This is a genomic window from Streptomyces sp. NPDC014733 (genome assembly GCF_043083385.1).
In the GTDB taxonomy this organism is placed as follows: Bacteria; Actinomycetota; Actinomycetes; order Streptomycetales; family Streptomycetaceae; genus Streptomyces.
Map to the genome: position 1 here is coordinate 397,745 of NZ_JBIBYO010000005.1, position 21,428 is coordinate 419,172.

The 21,428-nt window shown below is 75.8% G+C and carries 19 protein-coding genes and 1 riboswitch; of the genes, 9 read left to right on the forward strand and 10 right to left on the reverse strand.

Annotation, left to right across the window (positions count from 1 at the left end; genetic code table 11):
- Positions 1-90: 90 nt before the first annotated feature.
- The 4 genes from pknB to thiO all read right to left on the reverse strand — a co-directional run bounded on the left by pknB (position 91) and on the right by thiO (position 4,456).
- Positions 91-2,058: a Stk1 family PASTA domain-containing Ser/Thr kinase gene (pknB, locus tag ACF1BH_RS15520; protein WP_391642977.1), complete on the reverse strand. Its 1,968-nt coding sequence runs from the start codon at positions 2,056-2,058 to the stop codon at positions 91-93.
- Between the two features lie 125 nt (positions 2,059-2,183).
- Entirely contained in the window at positions 2,184-2,978 is a 795-nt protein-coding gene (locus ACF1BH_RS15525) for a thiazole synthase (RefSeq protein ID WP_391642978.1), read from the reverse strand.
- 3 nt (positions 2,979-2,981) lie between these two features.
- Positions 2,982-3,230 carry a sulfur carrier protein ThiS gene (gene thiS, locus ACF1BH_RS15530; protein WP_391642979.1) on the reverse strand — a complete coding sequence of 83 codons (249 nt, stop codon included), beginning with the start codon at positions 3,228-3,230 and terminating at the stop codon, positions 2,982-2,984.
- Complete coding sequence (thiO, locus tag ACF1BH_RS15535; RefSeq protein ID WP_391642980.1) at positions 3,227-4,456, reverse strand: glycine oxidase ThiO; 1,230 nt, start codon at positions 4,454-4,456, stop codon at positions 3,227-3,229. The genes thiS and thiO overlap by 4 nt, the downstream gene beginning before the upstream one ends.
- A riboswitch (TPP riboswitch) is annotated at positions 4,454-4,565 on the reverse strand. Its footprint overlaps the gene before it by 3 nt.
- Before the next feature lie 157 nt (positions 4,566-4,722).
- Between thiO and ACF1BH_RS15540 the strand changes: the two genes are divergently transcribed.
- From ACF1BH_RS15540 to ACF1BH_RS15565, 6 genes are all read left to right on the forward strand, one after another.
- A complete protein-coding gene (locus ACF1BH_RS15540; RefSeq protein ID WP_391642981.1) occupies positions 4,723-5,964 on the forward strand; it encodes an NAD(P)/FAD-dependent oxidoreductase in 1,242 nt (413 codons plus the stop codon).
- A 132-nt stretch (positions 5,965-6,096) separates the two neighbouring features.
- The gene (locus ACF1BH_RS15545) at positions 6,097-6,462 is read left to right on the forward strand and encodes an Rv2175c family DNA-binding protein (protein WP_391642982.1); all 366 of its coding nucleotides are present in this window, start codon (positions 6,097-6,099) and stop codon (positions 6,460-6,462) included.
- Between the two features lie 165 nt (positions 6,463-6,627).
- Positions 6,628-7,293, forward strand: coding sequence for a thiamine phosphate synthase (gene thiE, locus ACF1BH_RS15550; protein WP_391642983.1), 666 nt, complete (start codon positions 6,628-6,630; stop codon positions 7,291-7,293).
- A 157-nt stretch (positions 7,294-7,450) separates the two neighbouring features.
- Complete coding sequence (metF, locus tag ACF1BH_RS15555; RefSeq protein ID WP_391642984.1) at positions 7,451-8,368, forward strand: methylenetetrahydrofolate reductase [NAD(P)H]; 918 nt, start codon at positions 7,451-7,453, stop codon at positions 8,366-8,368.
- Between the two features lie 35 nt (positions 8,369-8,403).
- A complete protein-coding gene (locus ACF1BH_RS15560) occupies positions 8,404-9,435 on the forward strand; it encodes a hypothetical protein (protein WP_391642985.1) in 1,032 nt (343 codons plus the stop codon).
- A gap of 185 nt (positions 9,436-9,620) precedes the next feature.
- The gene (locus tag ACF1BH_RS15565; protein ID WP_391642986.1) at positions 9,621-10,067 is read left to right on the forward strand and encodes a nuclear transport factor 2 family protein; all 447 of its coding nucleotides are present in this window, start codon (positions 9,621-9,623) and stop codon (positions 10,065-10,067) included.
- A gap of 194 nt (positions 10,068-10,261) precedes the next feature.
- Here ACF1BH_RS15565 and ACF1BH_RS15570 read toward each other — a convergent pair whose 3' ends face one another.
- From ACF1BH_RS15570 to ACF1BH_RS15580, 3 genes are all read right to left on the reverse strand, one after another.
- Complete coding sequence (locus ACF1BH_RS15570) at positions 10,262-11,761, reverse strand: phytoene desaturase family protein (protein WP_391642987.1); 1,500 nt, start codon at positions 11,759-11,761, stop codon at positions 10,262-10,264.
- A gap of 57 nt (positions 11,762-11,818) precedes the next feature.
- Complete coding sequence (locus ACF1BH_RS15575; RefSeq protein WP_391642988.1) at positions 11,819-12,439, reverse strand: DUF4126 domain-containing protein; 621 nt, start codon at positions 12,437-12,439, stop codon at positions 11,819-11,821.
- Positions 12,440-12,905: 466 nt separating this feature from the next.
- Positions 12,906-13,520: a TetR/AcrR family transcriptional regulator gene (locus ACF1BH_RS15580; protein ID WP_391642989.1), complete on the reverse strand. Its 615-nt coding sequence runs from the start codon at positions 13,518-13,520 to the stop codon at positions 12,906-12,908.
- 244 nt (positions 13,521-13,764) lie between these two features.
- Here ACF1BH_RS15580 and ACF1BH_RS15585 point away from each other — a divergent pair, with 244 nt between their 5' ends.
- From ACF1BH_RS15585 to ACF1BH_RS15595, 3 genes are all read left to right on the forward strand, one after another.
- Complete coding sequence (locus tag ACF1BH_RS15585; protein WP_391642990.1) at positions 13,765-14,250, forward strand: SAV_6107 family HEPN domain-containing protein; 486 nt, start codon at positions 13,765-13,767, stop codon at positions 14,248-14,250.
- A gap of 297 nt (positions 14,251-14,547) precedes the next feature.
- Positions 14,548-15,303, forward strand: coding sequence for a methyltransferase (locus ACF1BH_RS15590; RefSeq protein ID WP_391642991.1), 756 nt, complete (start codon positions 14,548-14,550; stop codon positions 15,301-15,303).
- Positions 15,304-15,559: 256 nt separating this feature from the next.
- Positions 15,560-15,979, forward strand: coding sequence for a DUF3040 domain-containing protein (locus ACF1BH_RS15595; protein ID WP_391642992.1), 420 nt, complete (start codon positions 15,560-15,562; stop codon positions 15,977-15,979).
- A 308-nt stretch (positions 15,980-16,287) separates the two neighbouring features.
- Here the strand turns inward: ACF1BH_RS15595 and ACF1BH_RS15600 are convergent, their stop codons facing one another.
- From ACF1BH_RS15600 to ACF1BH_RS15610, 3 genes are all read right to left on the reverse strand, one after another.
- Positions 16,288-18,690 carry a transglutaminaseTgpA domain-containing protein gene (locus ACF1BH_RS15600; RefSeq protein ID WP_391642993.1) on the reverse strand — a complete coding sequence of 801 codons (2,403 nt, stop codon included), beginning with the start codon at positions 18,688-18,690 and terminating at the stop codon, positions 16,288-16,290.
- 121 nt (positions 18,691-18,811) lie between these two features.
- The gene (locus tag ACF1BH_RS15605) at positions 18,812-20,212 is read right to left on the reverse strand and encodes a DUF58 domain-containing protein (RefSeq protein WP_391642994.1); all 1,401 of its coding nucleotides are present in this window, start codon (positions 20,210-20,212) and stop codon (positions 18,812-18,814) included.
- Complete coding sequence (locus ACF1BH_RS15610) at positions 20,212-21,234, reverse strand: AAA family ATPase (protein WP_391642995.1); 1,023 nt, start codon at positions 21,232-21,234, stop codon at positions 20,212-20,214. The genes ACF1BH_RS15605 and ACF1BH_RS15610 overlap by 1 nt, the downstream gene beginning before the upstream one ends.
- Positions 21,235-21,428 lie beyond the last annotated feature (194 nt).

Consider the following 21,428-nt stretch of genomic DNA (forward strand, 5'->3'; position numbering starts at 1 on the left):
CGCGGCCGGGGCCCGGCTCCGGGCCCGTACGGCGGCTCCGTAGAAGCTCAAGCGAACTTGAGGCCATGGGCGCGAGGCCGGGGCTGCCCCCTACAGCGCGCCCTTGAGCCTGATCGTGATCGTGCTGCCCTTGGGCGCCTGCTCACCCGGGTCGACCGACTGCGACTCGACGGTGTCCTGCGGGAACAGGAACGGCTTCTTGACCTCCACCGAGAACCCGAGGCCGGTCAGCTGCTTCTTCGCGTCGTCGACGTTCTGCCCCGTCACCTTCGGCACCGTGACCATCTCCGGGCCCAGCGACAGCGTCAACGTCACCGTCTCGCCCTTGCCGAGCTGCCCACCGGCGGGGGACTGGCGGGCGACGGTGCCCTTGTCCTCGGGTGAGTGGATCGCCTGGTCGGCGAAGTTCACCACGAAGCCCTCGTCCCGCAGCGTCTCGGCGGCGTCGTCGCGGTCGTCACCCGTCACATCGGGGACGTCCAGCGCCGCGCCCCGGCTCACCGTCAGCGCCACCGCCGTGTCGGGATGCCGCTCACTGCCCGCCGCCGGGTCCGTCCGGATCACCGACCCCTTGGCGACCTCGTCGCTGAACTCACGGCGCGTCGCCCCCGGCACCAGCCCGCGCTCCCGCAGCGCCCGCCGGGCGTCGGCCACCGGGGTGCCCGACAGGTCCGGGACGGTGACGATCTCCGGGCCGCGCGAGACCGTGAGCGTGACCGTCCCGGTGCCGCGTATACGGGCGCCGGTGCCCGGGGCGGTGGCGATCACGCGGCCGCGCCGCACCGTGGGGCTGTAGTCGCGCACCACCTTCACGCCCAGGCCCTCGTCCCGCAGCGTCTGCTCGGCCTTCGACTGCGCCATGTCCAGCACCGCGGGGACGGCGGTGAACTGCCCGGCGGTGACGTACCAGATACCGGTGCCGCCCCCGAGGACCAGCAGCACCGCGGCGACGATCGCCACCAGCCGGCGCCGCGGATCGGCGAACGGGCCGCGCCGGGCGGGCGGCGCCGGGCGCAGCCGGGTGGTCGGCTCGGACGCCGGGACCTCCAGGCGGCTGGTGCGGTTCAGCCCCTCCTCCCCGGGCGCCGGCCCGATGCCCGCGAACCCGGGCAGCGGCGGCTGCACCACGGCGCGCGGCAGCACGCTCGTACGCTCCGTGCCGTCGCCCGCCGGAACCTCCCTGGCCTGCGGCGGGACCGCGTCCAGCTGCGCGTCGGACAGCCCCTCCCGGGCCTCGCGCACCGCGGAGAGCAGCGCCACCGCGTCCTCGGGACGGCCCTGCGGGGCGCGGGCGGTGGCCAGCGCGACCAGTGCGTCCAGCGGCGCGGCGAGGCCGGGCACCGCCTCCGACGGCGGGGCGACGTCCTCGTGCAGATGGCGGTAGAGCACCTGGGCCGCCGTGCCGCCGGTGTGCGGTTTGGCGCCGGTGAGCATCTCGTAGAGCACCACACCGCAGGCGTAGACGTCGACGCGGGCGTCGGCGGTGCCTTCCTCGATCTGCTCGGGCGCCAGATACGAGACGGTGCCCAGGACCGCGCCGGTGGTGTCGGTGTGCGCGCCGACCGTGCGCACCAGACCGAAGTCGGCGACCTTGACCCGGCCGTCGTCGCCGATCAGGACGTTCTCCGGCTTCATGTCGCGGTGCACCAGGCCCGCGCGGTGGGCGGCGCCCAGCGCGGCGAGGATCGGCTCCAGCACGTCCAGCGCGGCCCGCGGGCGGAGTGCGCCCCGCTCGCGCAGCACATCGCGCAGCGTGCACCCGGCGACGTACTCCATCGCCAGATAGACGTACGTGCCGTCGGTGCCCTGGTCGAAGACGCCGACCACATTGGGGTGCGACAGCTTGGCGACCGACTTCGCCTCGCGGATGAAGCGGTCCACGAACGCGCCGTCCACGGCCAGCGACGGATGCATCACCTTCAGGGCGAGCACGCGGTCGAGGCGGGTGTCCAGGGCGCGGTAGACCGTCGCCATGCCACCGGCGGCGATGCGCGCCTCGACGCGGTACCGGCCGTCGAGCAACTGCCCGACCAGGGGGTCCTGAAGGGTCGTATCCACGGCAGACGAGTCTACGAGGACCTACCGACACCGCCGCCAGTCCGGCGGCCGTACGGGCGCACTGCGGCCGAACGGTGACCGGAAGCGGCCGCGGGGCGACGGGATACGCCCGCCGCCCCGGGACGTCAGAACGCCGGGCGCTCCGGATCCAGCTCCGCGCGGCCGTCCCGCGGCGACGACGCCAGCGCGAAGTGGCGGCGCGGGATGCGTCCGGCGCGGAAGGCCAGCCGCCCCGCGTCGACCGCGTACCGCATCGACCGCGCCATCAGCTCCGGATCCTGCGCGCGCGTCACCGCCGACGCCAGCATCACCGCCGCGCACCCCAGCTCCATGGCGAGCGCCGCGTCCGAGGCGGTCCCGGCGCCCGCGTCGAGGATCACCGGGACCCCGGCGCGCTCGGTGATCAGCTGGAAGTTGTGCGGGTTGCGGATGCCCAGCCCGGAGCCGATCGGCGAGCCCAGCGGCATGATCGCGGCGCAGCCCACGTCCTCCAGCTTCCGGGCCAGCACCGGATCGTCGTTGGTGTAGGGCAGCACCGTGAAACCGTCGTCCACCAGGGTCTCCGCCGCGTCCAGCAGCTCCACCGGGTCGGGCAGCAGGGTCCGCTCGTCGGCGACCACCTCCAGCTTGACCCAGTCGGTGCCCAGCGCCTCCCGGGCCAGCCGGGCGGTGAGCACCGCCTCGCCCGCCGTGAAACAGCCCGCGGTGTTCGGCAGCACCCGGATGCCGTGCCGGTCGAGGACGGAGAGGACCGAACCCTGGACGGTCGGGTCCAGCCGCCGCATCGCGACCGTCGTCAGCTGTGTCCCGGACGCCAGCAGCGCCCGCTCCAGGACGTCCAGACTGGGCGCGCCCCCGGTGCCCATGATCAGCCGGGAGGTGAGGTCCGTACCGCCCAGGGTGAGGAGATCGTCGGCCATCGCTCAGCCCCCCTGGACTGCGGTCAGCACCTCGACACGGTCCCCGGCGGCGAGCGGGGTGTCCGTCCACCGGGAGCGCGGCACGACGGTCTCGTTGACGGCGGCGGCGACCCCGGACGGGGCGGCCGACAACGTCGCCACCAGCCGGTCCAGGGTCAGCCCGCCGGGGATCTCCCGGGCGGCGCCGTTGACGGTGACGGTGACCGGGGCGCCGGAGGGGGTGGACGGGACGGGGGAGGTCGGTGGGGTCATGCCTGCTGCTCCTGGAGGACGCGTCCCGGGGCGGCCGGCGCACCGGCGCCCGGGGCGAAGCGGTCGGGGGAGAACGGGCGGGCCTCCTCGGGCAGCCGCCCCGTGGTGAGCGCCTCGGCCAGCGCGTCACCGGTGATCGGCGTCAGCAGCACGCCGTTGCGGAAGTGCCCGGTGGCCAGCAGCAGCCCGGGCAGCGCCGTCGGGCCGAGCAGCGGCGCGTTGTCCGGCGAGGTGGGCCGCAGCCCCGCGCAGGTCTCCACCAGCGGCAGCTCCGTCAGGCCCGGCACCAGCTCGTGCGCGTCCCGCAGCAGCTCGTAGACGCCGCCCGCGGTGACGGTGGTGTCCCAGCCCAGCTCCTCCGTGGTGGCGCCGACGACCAGCTCGCCGTTCTCCCGCGGCACCAGATAGAGCGGCCCCCCGCGCACCACGGCCCGTACGGTGCGCGACAGGAACGCCGGGCTCCCCTGGGGCATGCGCGGCAGCCGCAGCCGCAGCACCTGGCCCTTCACCGGGCGCACCGGCGGCCGCACCTCGTCCGGCACCCCCGCCAGCCGCCCGCTGAGGCTGCCTGCGGCCAGCACGGTGGCGCCCGCCGCGATCCGGGTGCCGTCGGCCAGCTCGGCGCCGGTGGCACGCCCCGCGGCGACCGTCAGCCGGGCCGCGCGGGTGCGGTGGAAGGCCACCCCGGCCCGCTCGCACGCCACCAGCAGCGCCGCGGTCAGCCGCCGCGGATCGGTCTGGTGGTCGCCGTCGACCCGCAGCCCCCCGCGCACGCCGGGCGCGAGCATCGGCTCCAGGCGCCGGCACTCACGCCCCGGCAGCCAGACCGACTCCAGCCCGCACCGCACCTGGAGGGCGTGGAGCTCTCGCAGGTGGGCGCGGTCGTCGGCGTCGAGCGCCACGGCCAGGGTGCCGCAGGCGCGGTAGCCCGCGTCCAGGCCGCTCGCCTCCTCCAGCTCCGCCACGAAGTCCGGATAGCGGCGGGCGGAGGCGAGGTTGAGGCCGAGCAGCGTCTCCTCGCCGTGGTGGAGCTCGGTGACGGCGGCGAGCATCCCGGCCGCGACCCGGCCCGCGCCGCCGCCCGGCTCCGGATCGGCCAGCGCGGTCCGCAGTCCGCGCCGCGCGGCCCGCCAGGCGGTGACCAGCCCCATGAGGCCGCCGCCGATCACCAGGACGTCGGGGTGCGGTGGATCCGTCGGGCTCGGTGGTGTGGCAGATGGAGGCATGGGCGTCCAGCCCCTCCCTTCGCCGGCATGACCCGGATCAGGTTCGTACGGTCGGAGGCCGGTCAGCCTCCCTCTCAGCCCGGTACGCCGGGCTCCCGCGAGTGCGTGTCCGCCTCACCCTAGTACCCGCCTCCCGGGCCCCGTAAGGCGGCGCCCGGGGAGCGGACGGGCCGTCCGGGGGAGCGGGGAGCGGTCCGTAACGCTGTGTCAGAGATCTCCTTGCGCGGTGCTGCGGACCGCTTCGCGCGCCGTCCTAGAGTGACCGGGTGAGCGAGCAGAGGAAGTCCTCCCAGGCCCCTGACCACACGCCCCGCGTGGTGATCGCCGGTGCGGGTATGGCGGGCGTGCAGACCGCCGTCGCGCTGCGCGAGAACGGCTGGCACGGCGCGATCACCGTCTTCGGCGACGAGCCGCACCCGCCCTACGACCGGCCGCCGCTCTCCAAGGCGGTCCTGCTGGGCAAGGCCGACGGCGCCGCCTTCGACGTCGACTTCCGCTCCCTCGGCATCGAGCTGGAACTGGACCACCCGGTGACCGGCATCCGCCCCGGGGAACACCTGCTGGACACCGCGCGCGGCCCGGTCCGCTACGACCACGCCGTCCTCGCCACCGGGGCCGCACCCCTGCGGCTGCCCGGCACCGAGGGGCACCCCGGGGTGCACCTGCTGCGCACCCTGGACGACGCGCGGCGGCTGCGGCCCGTCCTGGCCGGGCGGAGCGAGATCGTCGTGGTCGGCGCGGGCTGGATCGGCGCCGAGTTCGCCACCGCCGCCCGGGAGGCGGGCTGCGCCGTCACCGTCGTCGAGGCCGCCGACCGCCCGCTGGCCGGGGCGCTGCCCGCCGAGGTCGCCGCCCACATGACGCCCTGGTACGCCGCGGCCGGTGCCGAACTGCGCACCGGCGCGCGGGTCGCCGCCGTCGGGGAGCGGGGCGTGGTGCTGGACGACGGCACCGCGCTGCCCGCCGACGCCGTCCTCGTCGGCATCGGCGCCCGCCCCGCCACCGGTTGGCTGGCCGGTTCCGGCATCGCGCTCTCGCCGGAGGACGGCTCGGTCCTCGCCGACGACCGGCTGCGCACCTCCGCCCCGGACGTCCACGCCGTCGGCGACTGCGCCTCCTTCCCCTCCGCCCGCTACGGCCGCAGACTCCTCATCCACCACTGGGACAACGCCCTCCAGGGCCCCCGCACCGTCGCGCAGAACATCACCGGCGACCCCGCCGAGGCCACCGTCTACGACCCGGTCCCGTACTTCTGGTCGGAGCAGTTCGGCCGGTTCGTCCAGTACGCGGGCGACCACGGCGGCGCCGACGAGCTGGTCTGGCGCGGTGATCCGGACGGCGCCGCCTGGTCGGTCATCTGGCTGCGCGACGGCGTCCTGGTGGCGCTGCTGGCGGTCGGCAGGCCCCGCGACCTGGCCCAGGGACGCCGCCTCATCGAGCGCGGCGCCGCCCTGGACCGGGTGCGGGCCGCCGACGCGTCCGTCCCGCTCAAGTCCGCGGTCCGCTGAGCCGCACGGGGCGTACGGGGACGGGCCCGGCGCCTGGCGGGGACCGTGCGCCGGGGCTCCGGCGCCGCCCGCGCGGCCCTCTCCGGCGACGCCCGGCTACCGACTGTCAGTGCGAGGTGGCACGCTTGTCCTGTGACCGAGATTGACGCAAACATCGATGGACTCGTCCCCGCCTGGCTCACCCTCCCCGACATCGCCGAAGAGTTCGGCGTCGAGGTGACGCGCGTACGGCAGCTGGTCAAGGAGGGCCAGCTGATCGCGGTGCGCCGCGGCGAGAACAGGGCACTGCACGTGCCGGCCGATTTCATCAAGGACGGCAAGGTCGTCAAGGGCCTCGTCGGCACCCTGACGCTCCTGCGGGACGACGGCTTCGCCGACGACGAGATGCTGGAGTGGCTCTTCACCGCGGACGACACCCTGCCCGGCACCCCCGCGCAGGCACTGCGGGAGAACCGCGGCACGGAGGTGAAGCGCCGGGCGCAGGCGCTCGCCGTGTGACGCCCGGGGTTGTCTTTCCGGTCCTCGCGGATCAGTGAGGACCGGAAGGCCCCCAGGGGCGGGCCGCGCCCCGGCCCGCCCGCACCACCCGCATCCGTAACCGCTACCGACGTGGCGTACGGCCGGAGCTCCCGGCCGTACGCCACCGCCTTGGGGGAGCACCCGATGACGACCCGGACCCACGCCGCCCGCGCCGCGGCCCTCGCCGACGCCCGGCTCTACCTCTGCACCGACGCCCGCACCCGCCAGGGCGACCTGCCGCAGTTCCTCGACGCGGTGCTCTCCTCCGGGGTGGACATCGTCCAGCTGCGTGACAAGGGCATGGAGGCGGCCGAGGAGCTGCGCCATCTGGAGACCGTCGCGGACGCCTGCCGCCGCCACGGCACACTCCTCGCCGTCAACGACCGCGCCGACGTCGCGCACGCCGCCGGAGCCGATGTGCTCCACCTCGGCCAGGGCGACCTCCCGGTGCCCGCCGCCCGCGCGCTCCTCGGCCCGGACGTCCTCATAGGCCGCTCCACGCACGCCGAGGCCGAGGCCGATGCCGCCCTCGCCGAGCCGGGCGTGGACTACTTCTGCACCGGACCCTGCTGGCCCACGCCCACCAAGCCGGGCCGCCACGCCCCGGGCCTCGGCCTCGTCCGGTACACCGCCGGGCAGGCACCCGAGCGCCCCTGGTTCGCCATCGGCGGCATCGACGCCGGCAACCTCGACGCGGTGCTCGACGCCGGCGCCCGCCGGATCGTCGTCGTCCGCGCCCTCACCGAGGCGGAGGACCCCGCCGCGGCCGCCGCCTCGCTCGCCGGACGGATACGCGAGCGGGCCGCCTGATCCGGCGGACGCCCGGCCCGGCGCCCGGTGACGGGGGCCCGGCGCCCGGGCGGCGCTGCCCGCCCTCCCGTCCCACTCCGTGGACGGGAACCAGCCCTATTCCGGCATTCCACCGGAGTCGGTTGGTGCCCGACCCACAGGTGGATAACCTTCCCGTATGGCCCTAGGTACCGCTTCCACCAGGACTGATCGCGCACACACCGTCCGTGAGCTGCTCGCTTCCGGCAAACAGTCGTACTCGTTCGAGTTCGCCGCCCCGAAGACCGAGAAGGGCGAGCGGACGCTGTGGAACGCCATCCGCCGCATCGAAGCGGTCGCCCCGACCTTCGTCTCCGTGACCTACGGCGCCGGCGGCACCTCCCGTGAGGGCACCGTCCGCGCCACCGAGCGGATCGCCACCGACACCACGCTGACGCCGGTCGCCCACCTCACCGCCGTCAACCACTCCGTGGCCGAACTGCGCAACATCATCGGGCAGTACGCCGACGCCGGCATCCGCAACATGCTCGCGCTCCGCGGCGACCCGCCCGGCGACCCGATGGGCGACTGGGTCCGCCACCCGCAGGGCATCACCTACGCCGCCGAACTGGTCCGCCTGATCAAGGAGTCCGGCGACTTCTGCGTCGGCGTCGCGGCCTTCCCCGAGATGCACCCGCGCTCCACGGACTGGGACACCGACGTCGCGCACTTCGTCGACAAGTGCCGCGCGGGCGCCGACTTCGCCATCACCCAGATGTTCTTCTACGCCGAGGACTACCTCCGGCTGCGCGACCGCGTCGCCGCCGCGGGGTGCGCGACGCCGATCATCCCCGAGATCATGCCCGTCACGAACATCCGGCAGATCGAGCGGTTCGCCCAACTGAGCAACGCCGCCTTCCCGCCTGAGCTCGCGGACCGCATCCTGGCCGTCAAGGACGACCCGTCCGCTGTACGCTCCATTGGCATCGAGTACGCCACGGAACTGTGCGCGCGCTTGAGGGCCGAGGACGTTCCCGGGTTGCACTTCATCACCCTGAACCACTCCACGGCGACCCTGGAAATCTACGAGAATCTGGGGCTGCACCAGCAGTCCTGATCACGGTGCCGCAGCGCGGCGGAAGAGGGGCGTACATGGGCTGGGCGGTCCTCTACATCGCATTCGGTTGCGTCGCGCTGTGGCTGCTGGGCGAGGTCCTCCTCCAGCACAAGGCCCGCCTCCGCTGGCGGCTGCTGGCCTTCACCGGATTCCTCGGTGTGGTGGCGGGCGTGCTCCTCCCGTCGGTGATCGTCATCGCCCTCGGCGCCGCCGCGTTCGCCACCGGACAGACCTACGTGACGCTCTCCTTCCGCCGCGGCTTCACCACCGGCTGGTCGCTGCGGAAGGCGCCGCCGGAGAACAACCGGCGCCGCCGGGCCAGGTCCGGTGGCCGCCGGCCCGCCCTGCACGTCTCCGACATCGAGGAGACGACCGGCCCCTCCGGCACCCCCGACGCCCCGGCCCCCGTGGACGGAGCCGACGCCTCCGGCCCGTACGACGCCACCGCGCCCCACACCGCCCCGGACGGCTACCCCTCCCACGACGGGTACGGCACCGCCCCGCAGCCCGACCAGGACGGCAGCTGGGCCCCCGACGGCCCCGCCGCCGCCCCCGTCTTCGGCGGCCAGGACGTCTATGCCCAGGGTGGCTACGCCCAGGACGTCTACGCTCCGCAGCCGCTCCCCGACGAGACCGGCCAGTACGGCGTCTACAGTCCCGACGCCCGTTCCGCCCCGCACGGCTCGGACGCCTACGCCCCGGCCTTCGGCCACCAGCCGGCGGACCCCGGCCCCTACGGCCACGGCGGCGGTTACGGCCCCGGCGCGCACGACGCCTACGCCGATCCCTACGGCTCCTACGCCCCGTACGGCACCGACCCGGGCGCGGCCGCCGGGCCTCACCCCGGCGCCCAGCCGTACCCGCCGCACGACCCCTACGCGCCGGTCGACCCGTACGCCCAGCAGCCCTACGGAGCGGCGTACGGCACCTCGCTCCAGGACTACGGCGACACCCCGCCCGGCGGGGTCTGGGTGCCGCAACAGCGCGACGGCGTCCGCCCGCCCGGCGAACCGCCGTACCCGCCGACCTCGCACCACGGCCACGAGGAGCAGCAGTACCGCTACTGACCCTGCGTCAGCTACGGCTGCGCCGAGGGGACATGGCCCCGGACCACGCGGTCCGGGGCCTCTCGTGTGCGCGCTCGGCGGCCTCCCGGAAAGCAGGCGCCACCGGCCTTCGCCGCTGATACAAAGGTGATCTCTCCGCGCCGTCGGGGTGCGGGTTCCGGAACAGAGGGGGAACGGCCGTGGCCATGAGCACCCGCGCCGTGGTGGAGGAGCTGCTGCGTCGCATCGGCGAGGGCGACCCGGAGCGCATCGCCGAGCTGTACGCCGAGCGGATCGACTGGAAGCTGGACTGGCCCGAGGCCGAGCACGGCCGCACCGCCACCCCGTGGATCCGTCACCGCGCCACCCGCGCCGACGCCGCCGCCCACTACCGCGAACTGGCGGAACACCATGTGCCCGGGCAGGCGGCCACCGAGATCGAACGCCTCCTGGTGGACGGCGTCGACGCCGTCGTGCTCGGCGAGATCCGCCAGACCGCCCGCCCCACCGGCCGCGCCTACCGCGCCCGGTTCGCCCTGCACCTCACCGTCGCCCACGGCCTGATCACCCGGCACCACGTCTACGAGGACAGCCTCGCCGTGGCCGCGGCGTTCACGGTGGACGGGGCGGACGCGGCGGCGGATATCCGCTGAGCCCCGAGCGGCTGCGGCCCGCGGCCGCTCGCCCCGGCCCGCGCTCGACGGCGCGCGGTCGGCGGCGCGCGAGCTGCGGGCGGGTGCCCCCCCTGGCGGCGGAGGCGGAGCTGCCGCTACCCGCCCCGCGCCGTCCCGTGAAGTCGCCCACCGGGCACGCCTCTTACGGGCGCGCCCGCGGCCCCACGGGCGGCTCAGGTCGAGCCGTGCCAGTCATCGCCGTTGACGATCAGTCCGGCGACGATCGCCCCGGACATCCCGGCGTGCGCCGGACCGCCGCCCGGGTGCGACCAGCCGCCGACGGCGTAGAGACCGGGTATCCGGGTGCGGTTGGCGGGGTGCAGGAACCGGCCGCCGCCACCGGCCAGCGCGGGGCCGGGCAGCAGCGCTTCGCCGGTCGGCGGCAGCACCTCGCGCCACAGCAGCCGCTCCCGCAGCCCCGGCACCGCGGCCTCGGCGCGCTCCGTCATCCGCTCGGCCAGCATCTCGGCGCCGTCCGCGGAGAGGCCGCCGGGCCCGGGCGCCGCCACCGTCGCCGTCAGCGTCACCGCCTCATGGGCGTCATCGGGGCGGGTGGCCGGGTCGTCGGGCCGCAGCACCGTCACCGTCGGCGCGACCGGGGCACCGCCCCCGCCGAACACCGCGGCCAGCTCCGCCGCCCGGTCGTCGGTGTGCACCACCGTGCGGTGCGCGGCACCGTCCGGCCGGGCGCCGCGCAGCGCCAGCGCCACCGTCATCCGGGCGGGCGCCGCACCCGGCGGCGGACCGGCCGGGGCGTCCGACGCCTCCCACGGCGCCCCGCCGGGCACCAGCCCCGCCAGCGCCCGCGGGGTGACCCCGGCGACCACGTACTCCGCCTCCGTCACCTCGCCGTCGGCCGTGACGACCCCCGCCGCCCGGCCGTCCGCCACCACGATCCGCTCGACCGGCACCCCGAAACGGAACTCCACGCCCCGCTCCAGGCACCGCGCATGCACCGCGTCCGCCAGCGCCCGCATGCCGCCGGCCGGATACCAGGTGCCGAAGGTCTGCTCCATGTACGGCAGCACCGCCGCGCTCGCCGGGACGGCGCGCGGATCGAAGCCGTACGCCGTGGCATGGCTCTCCAGCAGGGCGATCAGCCGCGGATCGGACAGCTCACGGCGGGCGACCTCCGCGAGCGTCGCGGTCGTCGGACCCTTGCCGCGGCCGAACAGGCCACGGCGGCGCACCGCCGGATACGGATCGCGCCCCAGCACCTGCCATTCCGCCCACAGCGGCTCCTCCAGGAGCGGTCTGCGGGTGGCGTCCCAGGCGTCCCGGGCGCGGCCCAGGAAGTCGCTCCAGCGCTCCCCGGCGCCCGCGCCCAGCGCGCCGTCCAGCGCCGCGAGGACGCCGCCGCGCGAGGCGTTCGGCAGCGACACCGCGGTGCCGTCCGGGAAGACGTGGCGGCTCGCGGGATCGACCTGTGTGAGCGTCAGCACGCTCTCCAGCGGCTCCCGGCCGGTCTTGACGAAGAGATCGCGGTAGACCGCGGGGAGGTGCAGCAGCGCGGGCCCGGTGTCGAACCCGAACCCCTCCCGCTCGAAGCGCCCCAGCGCCCCGCCGTACGTCGCCTCCCGCTCGCACACCACCACCCGGTGGCCCGCGACGGCCAGCCGCGCGGCGGCCGCCATCGCGCCCGCGCCCGCCCCGATCACCGCAATCCGTGCCATGTCCGCGACTGTATCCGCAGCCACTGACAACGCCCGCACCCCGCCCGCCGGGCGGCCTCAGCGCGCGACGGGATCCGCCTCCGCGGCGGCCGCGAGCCGCTTCTCCTCGCGGCGTTCGCGCCGCCGCCGCAGGTAGCGGCGGATCCGCGACCAGAGCAGGATCACCAGCGCCAGCCCGGCCAGCAGCAGCGTGGCGGCGATGACGGCGGCGGCGACCGGGTGGAACACCGCGAACGCGACCAGCCCGGCGACCCCGAGGTCCTCGACGACGCTCACCACGATGTTGCTGGCCGGCTCCGGCGAGGTGTTGACCGCGATCCGTGTCCCCGCCTTGACGAGATGGCTCAGCAGCGCCGTGGAGCCACCGACCGCGCCCGCCGCCAGCTGCGGCAGCGACCCGTCGTGCCCGGCCAGCAACGCCGCCACGACGCCGCCCGCGACGGGCCGTACGACGGTGTGCACGGCGTCCCAGACGGAATCCACGTACGGGACCTTGTCGGCGACGGCCTCGAAGAGGAAGAGCACCGCGGCGGCGATCAGCACATCGGGACGCTGGAGCGCGTCCGGTACCTCGTCGGTGACGCCGGTGGCGCCGAGCAGACCGAGGAGCAGCACGACGGCGTAGGCATTGATCCCGCTCGCCCAGCCACTGGTGAACACCAACGGGAGTACGGACATGCCGGAGATCGTAGAGCAGCGTGGGGGCGGGGTGCTCACGGGTGAGTACGCGTACTCAGACGGTGAGATGAGTAGGTACGCGGATGGGCCGCACCCCGCCGGAACGACAGAGTGGGGTGCACCGAAGGGACGCGGCGCCGCACCGCCGGCACGGGGCGGCGGAGCGGCGCGGCATCCCGGACGTGACGGGGGAAGCACGGGGGAAAGTACGGGGGATACGGGGGAAGCGCTGCCCTGGTCGGATCGGTGGGGGAACGATCCGCGCCAGGGCCGCGCGCTTTCCGCGCCCGGCCCCGGGGGACGGCGGTGAACCGCGGTGACCCGGGCGGGACGCTCCCGGCGATGGCCTACAGGCGGGCACCTTCGGCCAACGCCGGTGCCCCGGGCGGGATGCTCCCGGCGATGGCCTACAGGCGGGCACCTTCGGCCAACGCCCTCCGGGCAGGGGCTCGTTCGGGCCCGCGGCTCAGCCGCGGTGGCCGCTCACCCGCCCCTGGAGCAGCCGGGACAGCGCCGCGTGCACCTCGTCCAGGGAACGGTCCGGCTGATACGACTGCCAGTCCAGCGCCGCCACCAGCACCATGCCGAACAGCGCCGACGCCGTCAGCGGCACATCGATCTCCTCGCTCAGCTCGCCCTCGGCGACGGCCTGCCGGAGCACGCCCTCCACCACGGCCACGGCCCGCTCGCGGACCACCATCAAGGTGGACTGCCAGGCCCGGTTGGTGCGCCACAGTTCGGCCACGTAGAGCTGGGTGAGCGCCGGGTAGCGGGAGATGAAGTCCAGACCGGCGCGGATCATCGCGTCCAGCGCGTCGATACGGGAGCCGCCGCGGGCGGTCACCTTCTCGGCCGCTTCCTGGAGGGAGGCCGCCAGCAGTTCGATGCCGTGCCGCAGCAGTTCCTCGAAGAGAACGTTCTTGCTCGCGAAGTTGTAGTAGACCGTGCCCTTCGCGACCCCCGCCCGCTCGGCGATCTCGTCCACCGTGGTGGAGGAGAAGCCCTGTTCGGCGATGAGGGTGACCGCGGCGTCGAAGAGCTTGCGCCGAGTGGCGTCGCGGCGTGAGTGGGAGCTGTCCATGCAGGTGATTGTGCCGGTCCGCGGCCCCTGCCCGCTCCCGGGCGCAGCGTGGGGCGCAGGTTCGCGCGCGCCGCGCAGCCGGCCGTCCGGAGGCGGTCGGCGCGGGCGGCGGGGACGGGTGGGCGAATTGCCTCCCTGCCGCCGTACTTCTCCGTGAAAGGCCAGGTCAGGGCCGATTGTCAGTGGTGTGCCGCACGATGGGGGCAACGGTTCCGAACCGGTTTGCGACGACTGGAGGTTCGTCATGGCAGCTCGTCCCGCAACGGGCAGCTCCGCTGCGTACGGTCCCCCGAGCGATGTCCATCCCGTTCTGCGGCGTTCGGCAGCGCCACCCGCCGCCCTCACCCTGCTCACCCAGGCCCGCCAGGGCCTCACCGAAGCCGAGACCCTGCGGTCCCCGAACGAACGCTTCGCCACGGCCCACCTCGCCGCGCTGCGCACCGCCGCCGCGGTGCTGGCCGTCCGGGGCAGGCCCGAGACCACCCCGCACCGGCGGCGCCGCATCCGCAGCGCCTGGGACGTCCTGCCGGAGGTCGCACCGGAACTCACCGAGTGGAGCGCCCTTTTCGCCGCCGGGGCCGGGCGCCGGGCCCGGGCCGAGGCCGGCATACCCGGCGCGGCCGGCCGACGGGACGCCGACGACCTCATCCGCGCCGCCGACCACTTCCACCGCCTGGTCGAGCGCATGCTGCTGCTCCAGCCGTCCCTGCCGGACCAGCGGGCGGGGTGAGCCGGGGCGGTACGCGGACCGGTCGCCCGCGTCCGGCTGCCGGCGCCCGGCTGCCGGCGCCCGGCCGGGCGCAGGCGGCGCCTCGCGCCCCGCACGCCGGGTGCGGGCGCGGGGCGCCGCCGCCCCATGCCTTCCGCCGCCGTCCCGGGCCCCGTCCGCGCGGCCCGGACGCGACGGGAGCCACGGAAGCCTTGAAAGCCACGGAAGCCGCAGGTGGCGCCGCAGACCGCGGACGGTGCGCGACGCAATAGGGTGGTGGGCGCCTAGTTGTTCTGCCCCTCCGAGGAGCCACCCGCCGTGTCTGACCCGCTGCGCCCGCGCGCATCCCTTCGTACCGCCGTGGTCTGGGAGGTTCTCAAGGACGCCCTGGAGCGCCGGGCCGAGGTCGCCGGGCGCGAAGTCCTCGACGTCCTCGACACCGGCGGCGGCACCGGCAACTTCGCCGTGCCGGTCGCCCGCCTCGGCCACCGCGTCACCGTCGTCGACCCCAGCCCCAACGCCCTGTTCGCCCTGGAGCGCCGTGCCGCCGAGGCGGGCGTCGCCGACCGGATCCGCGCCGTCCAGGGCGACGCCCACGGCCTCTTCGACGTCGTCGAGCGCGGCGGCTTCGACACCGTGCTGTGCCACGGCGTCCTGGAGTACGTCGACGACCCGGCCGAGGGCGTCCGCAACGTCGTCGCGGCGCTGCGCGAGTCCGGCACCCTGAGCCTCCTCGCGGCCGGTCTCGGCGGCGCCGTGCTGGCCCGCGCCCTCGCCGGGCACTTCACCGAGGCCCACCAGGCCCTCACCGACCCGGCCGGACGCTGGGGCGAGGGCGACCCGGTGCCCCGCCGGTTCACCGCCGACCAGCTGTCCGGGCTGGTCACCGGCGCCGGGTTGCAGGTCGACGCGGTGCATGGGGTACGGGTCTTCGCCGACCTCGTCCCGGGGGTGCTCGTCGACACCGAGCCGGGCGCGATGGAGGCGCTGCTGAAGCTGGAGGCGGCCGCCGCCGAGCAGCCCGCGTTCCACTCGGTCGCCACCCAACTGCACGTTCTGGGCCGCCGCGGCTGATCGCCACCGGTGGCCGACCGCCGGGTGCGGTCGGCCACAGCCCACCCGATCAGCCCCTTCTCCCCGTATGATCGAGGGACGACGTTCCGGCATGACGGATAGGCGGGTGGGGAATGCAGGCAGCATCACCACCGGCCGCCCTGGCGGCCAGGACAGTGGACTGGCGCAGAGGGGCGGGTTTCACGGGGGCGAATCCCTGCCTATCCTGAAAGGGCCGCACCCGGTCGCCCCCGCGACCGACGAGTAGGAGGACTCCGTGCCGCTCTCGGAGCACGAGCAGCGCATGCTCGAGCAAATGGAGCGAGCGCTGTACGCCGAAGATCCCAAGTTCGCGACAGCGCTTGAGGGAAGCGGGCTGCGCACGTACACCCGGCGACGGGTCTACCAAGCGGTCGTCGGCTTCCTGGTCGGTATCGGCCTGCTCATGGCCGGCATGGTCGCCCAGCAGATCTGGATCAGCGTCGTCGGCTTCCTGGTGATGCTCGGCTGCGCCGTCCTCGCCGTGACCGGCTGGCGCAAGGCCCCCAAGCCCGGCGAACAGCGGCCCGGCGCGGTACCGGGGAAGCGCGGCAGGGCGGGCGGAGCGCCCGCGCGGCGCCAGTCCGGCGGCCGCCGCTCGATGATGAACCGCATCGAGGACCGCTGGCAGCGCCGCCGCGACGAACAGGGCCACTGAGCCCGCGCCGTCCCCGGCCCTGACGGCTCCGCCGAGCCGAACCGCACACCGAAGCCCTTGACGGGGCCGCCCGCACGTCGGGCGGCCCCGTCGTTTGCGTGGCGCCTCTGCCGGCCTCGGTGGGTTCGCGCGGGCCGCGGCCGGAAGGCGGGGCCCGGTGGGCACGGAGTCCCGGGACCGGCTCGGGCCTGCGCCCCGTGCGGAGGGCCGGGCCCGCCCGGACGCACCGTGCGGCCACGCGCCCTGGGGACGCCCGCCGCACGCCCGGCCCCGGTCCCCGGCCCGGCGTACGGCGGTTCCGCGCCGGTTCAGGTCCGCCGGCCGCCCGGCCGCAGCGCCGTGGTGAGGCGGCGTACGGCGGTGGCCGTGCGGCCGGCGGCGCGGCGGCGCCGGAAGGCCGTCCACCGGGCCGCGTACGCCCTGACCTGCCGGTCCGCGGAGCGGGGCGCGAGGGCCGCACGCCACCGCGCCCCGCGGGACGCCTGCGCGTACAGGGCCGCACAGGCCACGCGGACGTCCGCCGTCACCTGTGGTGCCGGCCGGGGCCGCGCCGCGTACAGGGACTCCTCGACCGCCCCGGCCACTCGGTGCACGGCCTCCGCCGCCTCGGGCGGCAGCGCGGCGGCCTCGGCCAGCCGGACGGCCGTCCGGCGCGGGGTCAGCGCCTCGTCCGGCGCGACGCCCAGGTCCCAGGCGGTGTCGGTCAGCTCCTGCCAGGCGTCGAGAGCGGCCGCCGGGCCCTCGCCGGAGAGCCGCCGGTCCCGGAGCCGACGCCGCCAGAGCGCCGGGAGCGCGGCCACCGAGAGCAGCAGCAGACCGCCCAGAATGAGGCCGACGACGGCGGGAACGGACGGGCCGCCGCCCGGCGAGCCCGGGGCCGGGGCCGTGGGCGCCGCCGCCGTGCAGCCCGTGGCGCCCGCGCGCTGACCGGGGCCGCAGGTCGGATCCGGCCGCGGGCCGCCGGTCGGCATCGTGGGGCGGGTCGGCTCCTGCGCGGGGGAGCCCGAGGTGTGGTCCCGGGAGGTGTCCGGCAGCGCGTACTCCGGGATGTTGCCGCGGCTCGGGGTGGGCTCGAAACGCGTCCAGCCCACCCCCTCGAAGTACAGCTCGGGCCAGGCGTGGGCGTCCCGCAGGCCGACCGAGGTCGTTCCGTCGGGCTGCTTGGTGCCCGGGGTGAAACCGACGGCGACCCGCGCCGGGATGCCCAGGGTGCGCGCCATCGCGGCCATCGAGAACGAGAAATGGACGCAGAAGCCCTCCTTCTGCTCCAGGAACCGGGCGATGGCCTTCACCCCGCTGCCCGCCCGCACCTCGGTGTCGTAGCGGAAGCCGCCGTCGGTGGCGAACCAGTCCTGGAGCTTGACGGCCTTCGCGTACGGGGTGGCCGCGCCGCGGGTCACCTGGCGGGCCGTCGCCGCGACCACGGGCGGCAGTTCGGCGGGGACCCGCGTGTACTCGCGGCGCAGCGCGTCGGGCGGCGGCGGGGCCTCGGCGAGCTGCCGGGCGGTGGGCCGCACCCGCAGGCTCTCCACCTGGTACTGCAGGCCACGGGTGTTCTGGCCGCGGTCGCCCACCAGGGTGCGGCCCTGCTCCTCGAAGCGCCACCGCCCGGCGATACCGACCCGGGACGCCGGGAACGGCATCGGCAGCCAGTTCTGGCCGTACCACTCGGCGGTCGAGATCGAGGTGTTGACCTGGGTGGTGGCGACCTCCGGGGAGAGCCCCGCGGGCCGCGGCAGCTGCTCGGGCACATCGGTCACGGTCCGCTCGGACGGCTTCCAGGCCGTGCCGTCGAACTGGTCGAGCGCCACGATCCGCAGATACAGATCGCGGGTGTCGCCGGCCGTGGTGCGGTAGTTGAGGACCTCCTTGTCCTCGGGCTGGTTCAGGCTGTTCTGGAGGGAGACCAGCGGGTTGACGGCGGAGATGGTGCCGCCGCCGGAGCCCGCGTCCGGGCCACCCGTGCCGAGCAGGCCGGTGCCCAGCGACGGCAGCGCCGCCGGGACGGCGACGGCGACACCGAGCGCCAGCGCACCGATCCGCCGCCCGTGCCGCACCGGCGCCGGCCCGGACGCCGCCTTACCGGGCCGTGGCCACCACCGGGAGCCCCGGCCGGCCGTGCCGCCGAACACCCGGCCCCACCGCGACAGCCGGTCGCGGCCCTCGGCCAGCAGGAGCAGCAGATAGCCCGCGGCGGCGATCAGGAACCACAGCCAGCCCGTGCCGCCCGTGGTCAGCCCCGCGGCCACCGAGTAGAGCGCCAGCAGCGGCAGCCCGGCGGGCGCGGCGCTGCGGTAGGTGACCGCCAGCGCGTCCACGGCCAGGCCGACCAGCGTCACCCCGCCGACCAGCAGCAGGCGGATCCCCGGGGTGAGCGGCGCCGGGCTGGCGTACCGGCTCACATCCGCGACCCCCGACTGCCCGAGGCGGACCAGCTCCGCGACGGCGTCCGGGCCCGGCACCACCCCGAGCAGCGCCTGCTCACCCGCGTACAGCGCGGTCAGCGTCGACGCCGCCACCACGGCCTGGGCCACGACGACCACCGGCCGGGGCCACGGCAGCCGCCGCGCCCCGGCGCCCGCGGCCGTCACCAGCACCACCAGCAGCGCCGCCGGCACCATCCAGCTGACCGGATCGACCAGCGGCACCAGCGCACAGGACGCGCAGAGCGTCGCCACCGCCGCCCACAGGGCAGGCCCCCGCCCGCTCATCCGCGCCCTCCCGCCCGTACGGCCCGGCCGCCCGCGGCGCACCCGCCGCCCGGCGGCACGTCCGTCGCGGCGCGCCGTCCGGGTGCGCCTCCGCCGTGGTGCCGCCCGCTCACGTACCGCCTCATGTGCCGCTCCCCGCTGCCGCGCCGTCCGGGTCCGCCGGGGCGTACGGCGCGGCCGCCGCGCCCGCCCAGGGACCATCGGAGGGTATGCCGCCCGCCCCGTCGGCCGCCCGCCACAGCGCGGGCAGCGAGGCGCCCGGCGCCACCGGCAGGGCCGTCCAGCCCGCCTCGCGGAGCATCCGCAGCCGGTCGTCGAGCCTCGCCGGAGCGGCGCCGGACCGCCCCTGCCAGGAGTGCTCCGCCCAGGCTTCGCCGTCCAGGACGAAGGCGACCGCGGCCGTGCAGCGCCGCCGCATCCGCGCCGCCGCCTCGACCGCCGCCTCGTCCAGCTCCCCGAAGAAGCCGATCAGCAGCCCCTCGCCGCCGTGCAGCGCCTCGTACGCCGCCGAGAGGTCCGGCTGCGCGGACGGCTCCACCACGGCGAGGACGTCCAGCAGCAGCCCGGCCGCCGCACCGGCGTCCGCACCGCCCGCCCCGGTGGCGGTGCCCTCCGGGCCGGGCACCGCGGCGCCGGCGTCCGTCAGCAGCCGTACCGAGAAACCGCGCTCCAGCAGATGCGCCGCGCTGGACGCGGCGGCCGCCACCGCCCATTCGAACGCCGACTCCGGACCGGCGCCGTGGTGCGCCGCCTCCCGGGTGTCGAGCAGGACCGTGCACCGGGTCCGCCGCGGCTGCTCCTCCCGGCGCACCATCAGCTCGCCGTGGCGCGCGGTGGACCGCCAGTGGACGCGGCGCAGATCGTCACCGTGGCGGTAGCCGCGCGGGATGACGTCGTCCTCGCCCGCCAGCGCCGCCGAACGCCGCCGCCCGTCGCCGTACCCGGCCGTCTCCCCGGCCATCCGCACCGCCGGCAGCGGCTCCGTGCGGGGCACCGCCGTCAAGGTGTCCGAGGAGCCGAAGGCGCAGGTCAGCTCGCACATGCCGAACGGGTCCGCCAACCGCAGCTCCAGCGGCCCGAGCGGGAAGCGCCCCCGCAGATCCGACCGGACGCGGTACGACACCTCCCGGCGCCCGCCCGCCTCGATGCGGTCCAGCACGAACCGCGGCCGCGGCCCGAGCACGTACGGGACCCGGTCCTGGAGCATCAGCACGCCCGTGGGCAGCCGGGAGAGGTTCTCCACCGACAGCCCCACCCGGGCCTCGGCGCCCACCGGCACCCGGGCGGGCGCGAGCGTACGGTGCGCGGCGACGCGGTAGCGCGTGCGGTGCAGCACCAGGACGCAGACCAGCGGCAGCGCCGCCAGCAGCAGCCCCACCCGCAGCAGATCCGCCTGGCCCAGCAGACAGGCGCAGACCGCGGCGGCGACGCCCGCGGCGAGGAACGAACGGCCGCGGGTCGTCAGCCCGGCGAGGGCCACCCGCAGCCCGCTCCGACCGGCGGTCCCGCTCCCGTCGGACATCACCGCTCCCGGAGGCCGGGCGGGCGGCGGTCCGGGGCGTCCGCCCGGGCCTGCCGCGCCGGGTCCGGCACCGGGACGCGGTGCAGGATCTCCAGCACGATCTGCTCCGCACCGCGGCGGTTCAGCTGCGCCTGTGAGGTCGGCAGCAGCCGGTGCGCCAGCACCGGGACGGCCAGCGCCTGCACATCGTCCGGCAGGACGTACTCCCGCCCGGCGAGCGCCGCGGACGCCTTCGCCGCGCGCACCAGGTGCAGCGTCGCCCGCGGGGAGGCGCCCAGCCGCAGGTCCGGATGGGCGCGGGTGGCCGCCACCAGCTCCACGGCGTACCGGCGCACCGCCTCCGCCACATGGACGGCCCGCACCACCGCGGTCAGCCGGTCCACGTCCTGGGCACGCGCCACCGGCCGCAGCCCCTCCAGGGGCGAGGCCGCGCCGTGCGCGTCGAGCATCCGCAGCTCGGCCGCCGGGCTCGGATAGCCCACGGACACCCGGGCCATGAAGCGGTCCCGCTGCGCCTCCGGCAGTGGATAGGTGCCCTCCATCTCCACCGGGTTCTGGGTGGCGACGACCATGAACGGGCTGGGCAGCTCGTACGTCCGCCCGTCCATCGTGACCTGCCGCTCCTCCATGGACTCCAGCAGCGCCGACTGCGTCTTGGGGGAGGCGCGGTTGATCTCGTCGCCGATGACGAACTGGGCGAAGATCGCGCCGGGCTTGAACTCGAACTCCTTGCTCTGCTGGTCGAAGACGCCGACACCGGTGATGTCGGACGGCAGCAGATCCGGGGTGAACTGGATGCGCCGCACCGAACAGTCCAGGGACCGCGCCAGCGCCTTGGCCAGCATCGTCTTGCCGACGCCCGGCACGTCCTCGATGAGCAGGTGCCCCTCGGCGAGCAGCACCGTGAGTGCCAGCCGTACGACCTCCGGCTTGCCCTCGATGACACCTTCGACCGACCGCTGCACCCGTTCGGCAGTGGTGGTCACATCAACGAGGCTCGCTCGCTCGTCATACGTCGTCACCGGCCCTCCTCGGCCCTTCCCCGTGCCCGCGCTGAACAGAGGATTCCTCATCACCGGACCGGCGCCTTCCGTACGGCCCGGCCCGCCCCCGGATACGGCGTCGCACCCGGCCAGGGCCGCGGCGACGCCACTCCCGCATTCTCACCGCCGCGCGCACTCCGCGTCATGGCCTGTGGACAACTGACGGTGTTTCG

Coding starts and splice junctions, on each gene's coding strand:
- ACF1BH_RS15560 (WP_391642985.1), top strand. CDS start 8,404: ATGGGCTGGGCGGTCCTCTACATCGCATTCGGTTGCGTCGCGCTGTGG.
- ACF1BH_RS15580 (WP_391642989.1), bottom strand. CDS start 13,520: ATGGACAGCTCCCACTCACGCCGCGACGCCACTCGGCGCAAGCTCTTC.
- ACF1BH_RS15605 (WP_391642994.1), bottom strand. CDS start 20,212: ATGTCCGACGGGAGCGGGACCGCCGGTCGGAGCGGGCTGCGGGTGGCC.
- ACF1BH_RS15575 (WP_391642988.1), bottom strand. CDS start 12,439: ATGTCCGTACTCCCGTTGGTGTTCACCAGTGGCTGGGCGAGCGGGATC.
- ACF1BH_RS15600 (WP_391642993.1), bottom strand. CDS start 18,690: ATGAGCGGGCGGGGGCCTGCCCTGTGGGCGGCGGTGGCGACGCTCTGC.
- thiO (WP_391642980.1), bottom strand. CDS start 4,456: ATGCCTCCATCTGCCACACCACCGAGCCCGACGGATCCACCGCACCCC.
- ACF1BH_RS15570 (WP_391642987.1), bottom strand. CDS start 11,761: ATGGCACGGATTGCGGTGATCGGGGCGGGCGCGGGCGCGATGGCGGCC.
- ACF1BH_RS15525 (WP_391642978.1), bottom strand. CDS start 2,978: ATGGCCGACGATCTCCTCACCCTGGGCGGTACGGACCTCACCTCCCGG.
- ACF1BH_RS15565 (WP_391642986.1), top strand. CDS start 9,621: ATGAGCACCCGCGCCGTGGTGGAGGAGCTGCTGCGTCGCATCGGCGAG.
- ACF1BH_RS15585 (WP_391642990.1), top strand. CDS start 13,765: ATGGCAGCTCGTCCCGCAACGGGCAGCTCCGCTGCGTACGGTCCCCCG.
- thiE (WP_391642983.1), top strand. CDS start 6,628: ATGACGACCCGGACCCACGCCGCCCGCGCCGCGGCCCTCGCCGACGCC.
- thiS (WP_391642979.1), bottom strand. CDS start 3,230: ATGACCCCACCGACCTCCCCCGTCCCGTCCACCCCCTCCGGCGCCCCG.
- metF (WP_391642984.1), top strand. CDS start 7,451: ATGGCCCTAGGTACCGCTTCCACCAGGACTGATCGCGCACACACCGTC.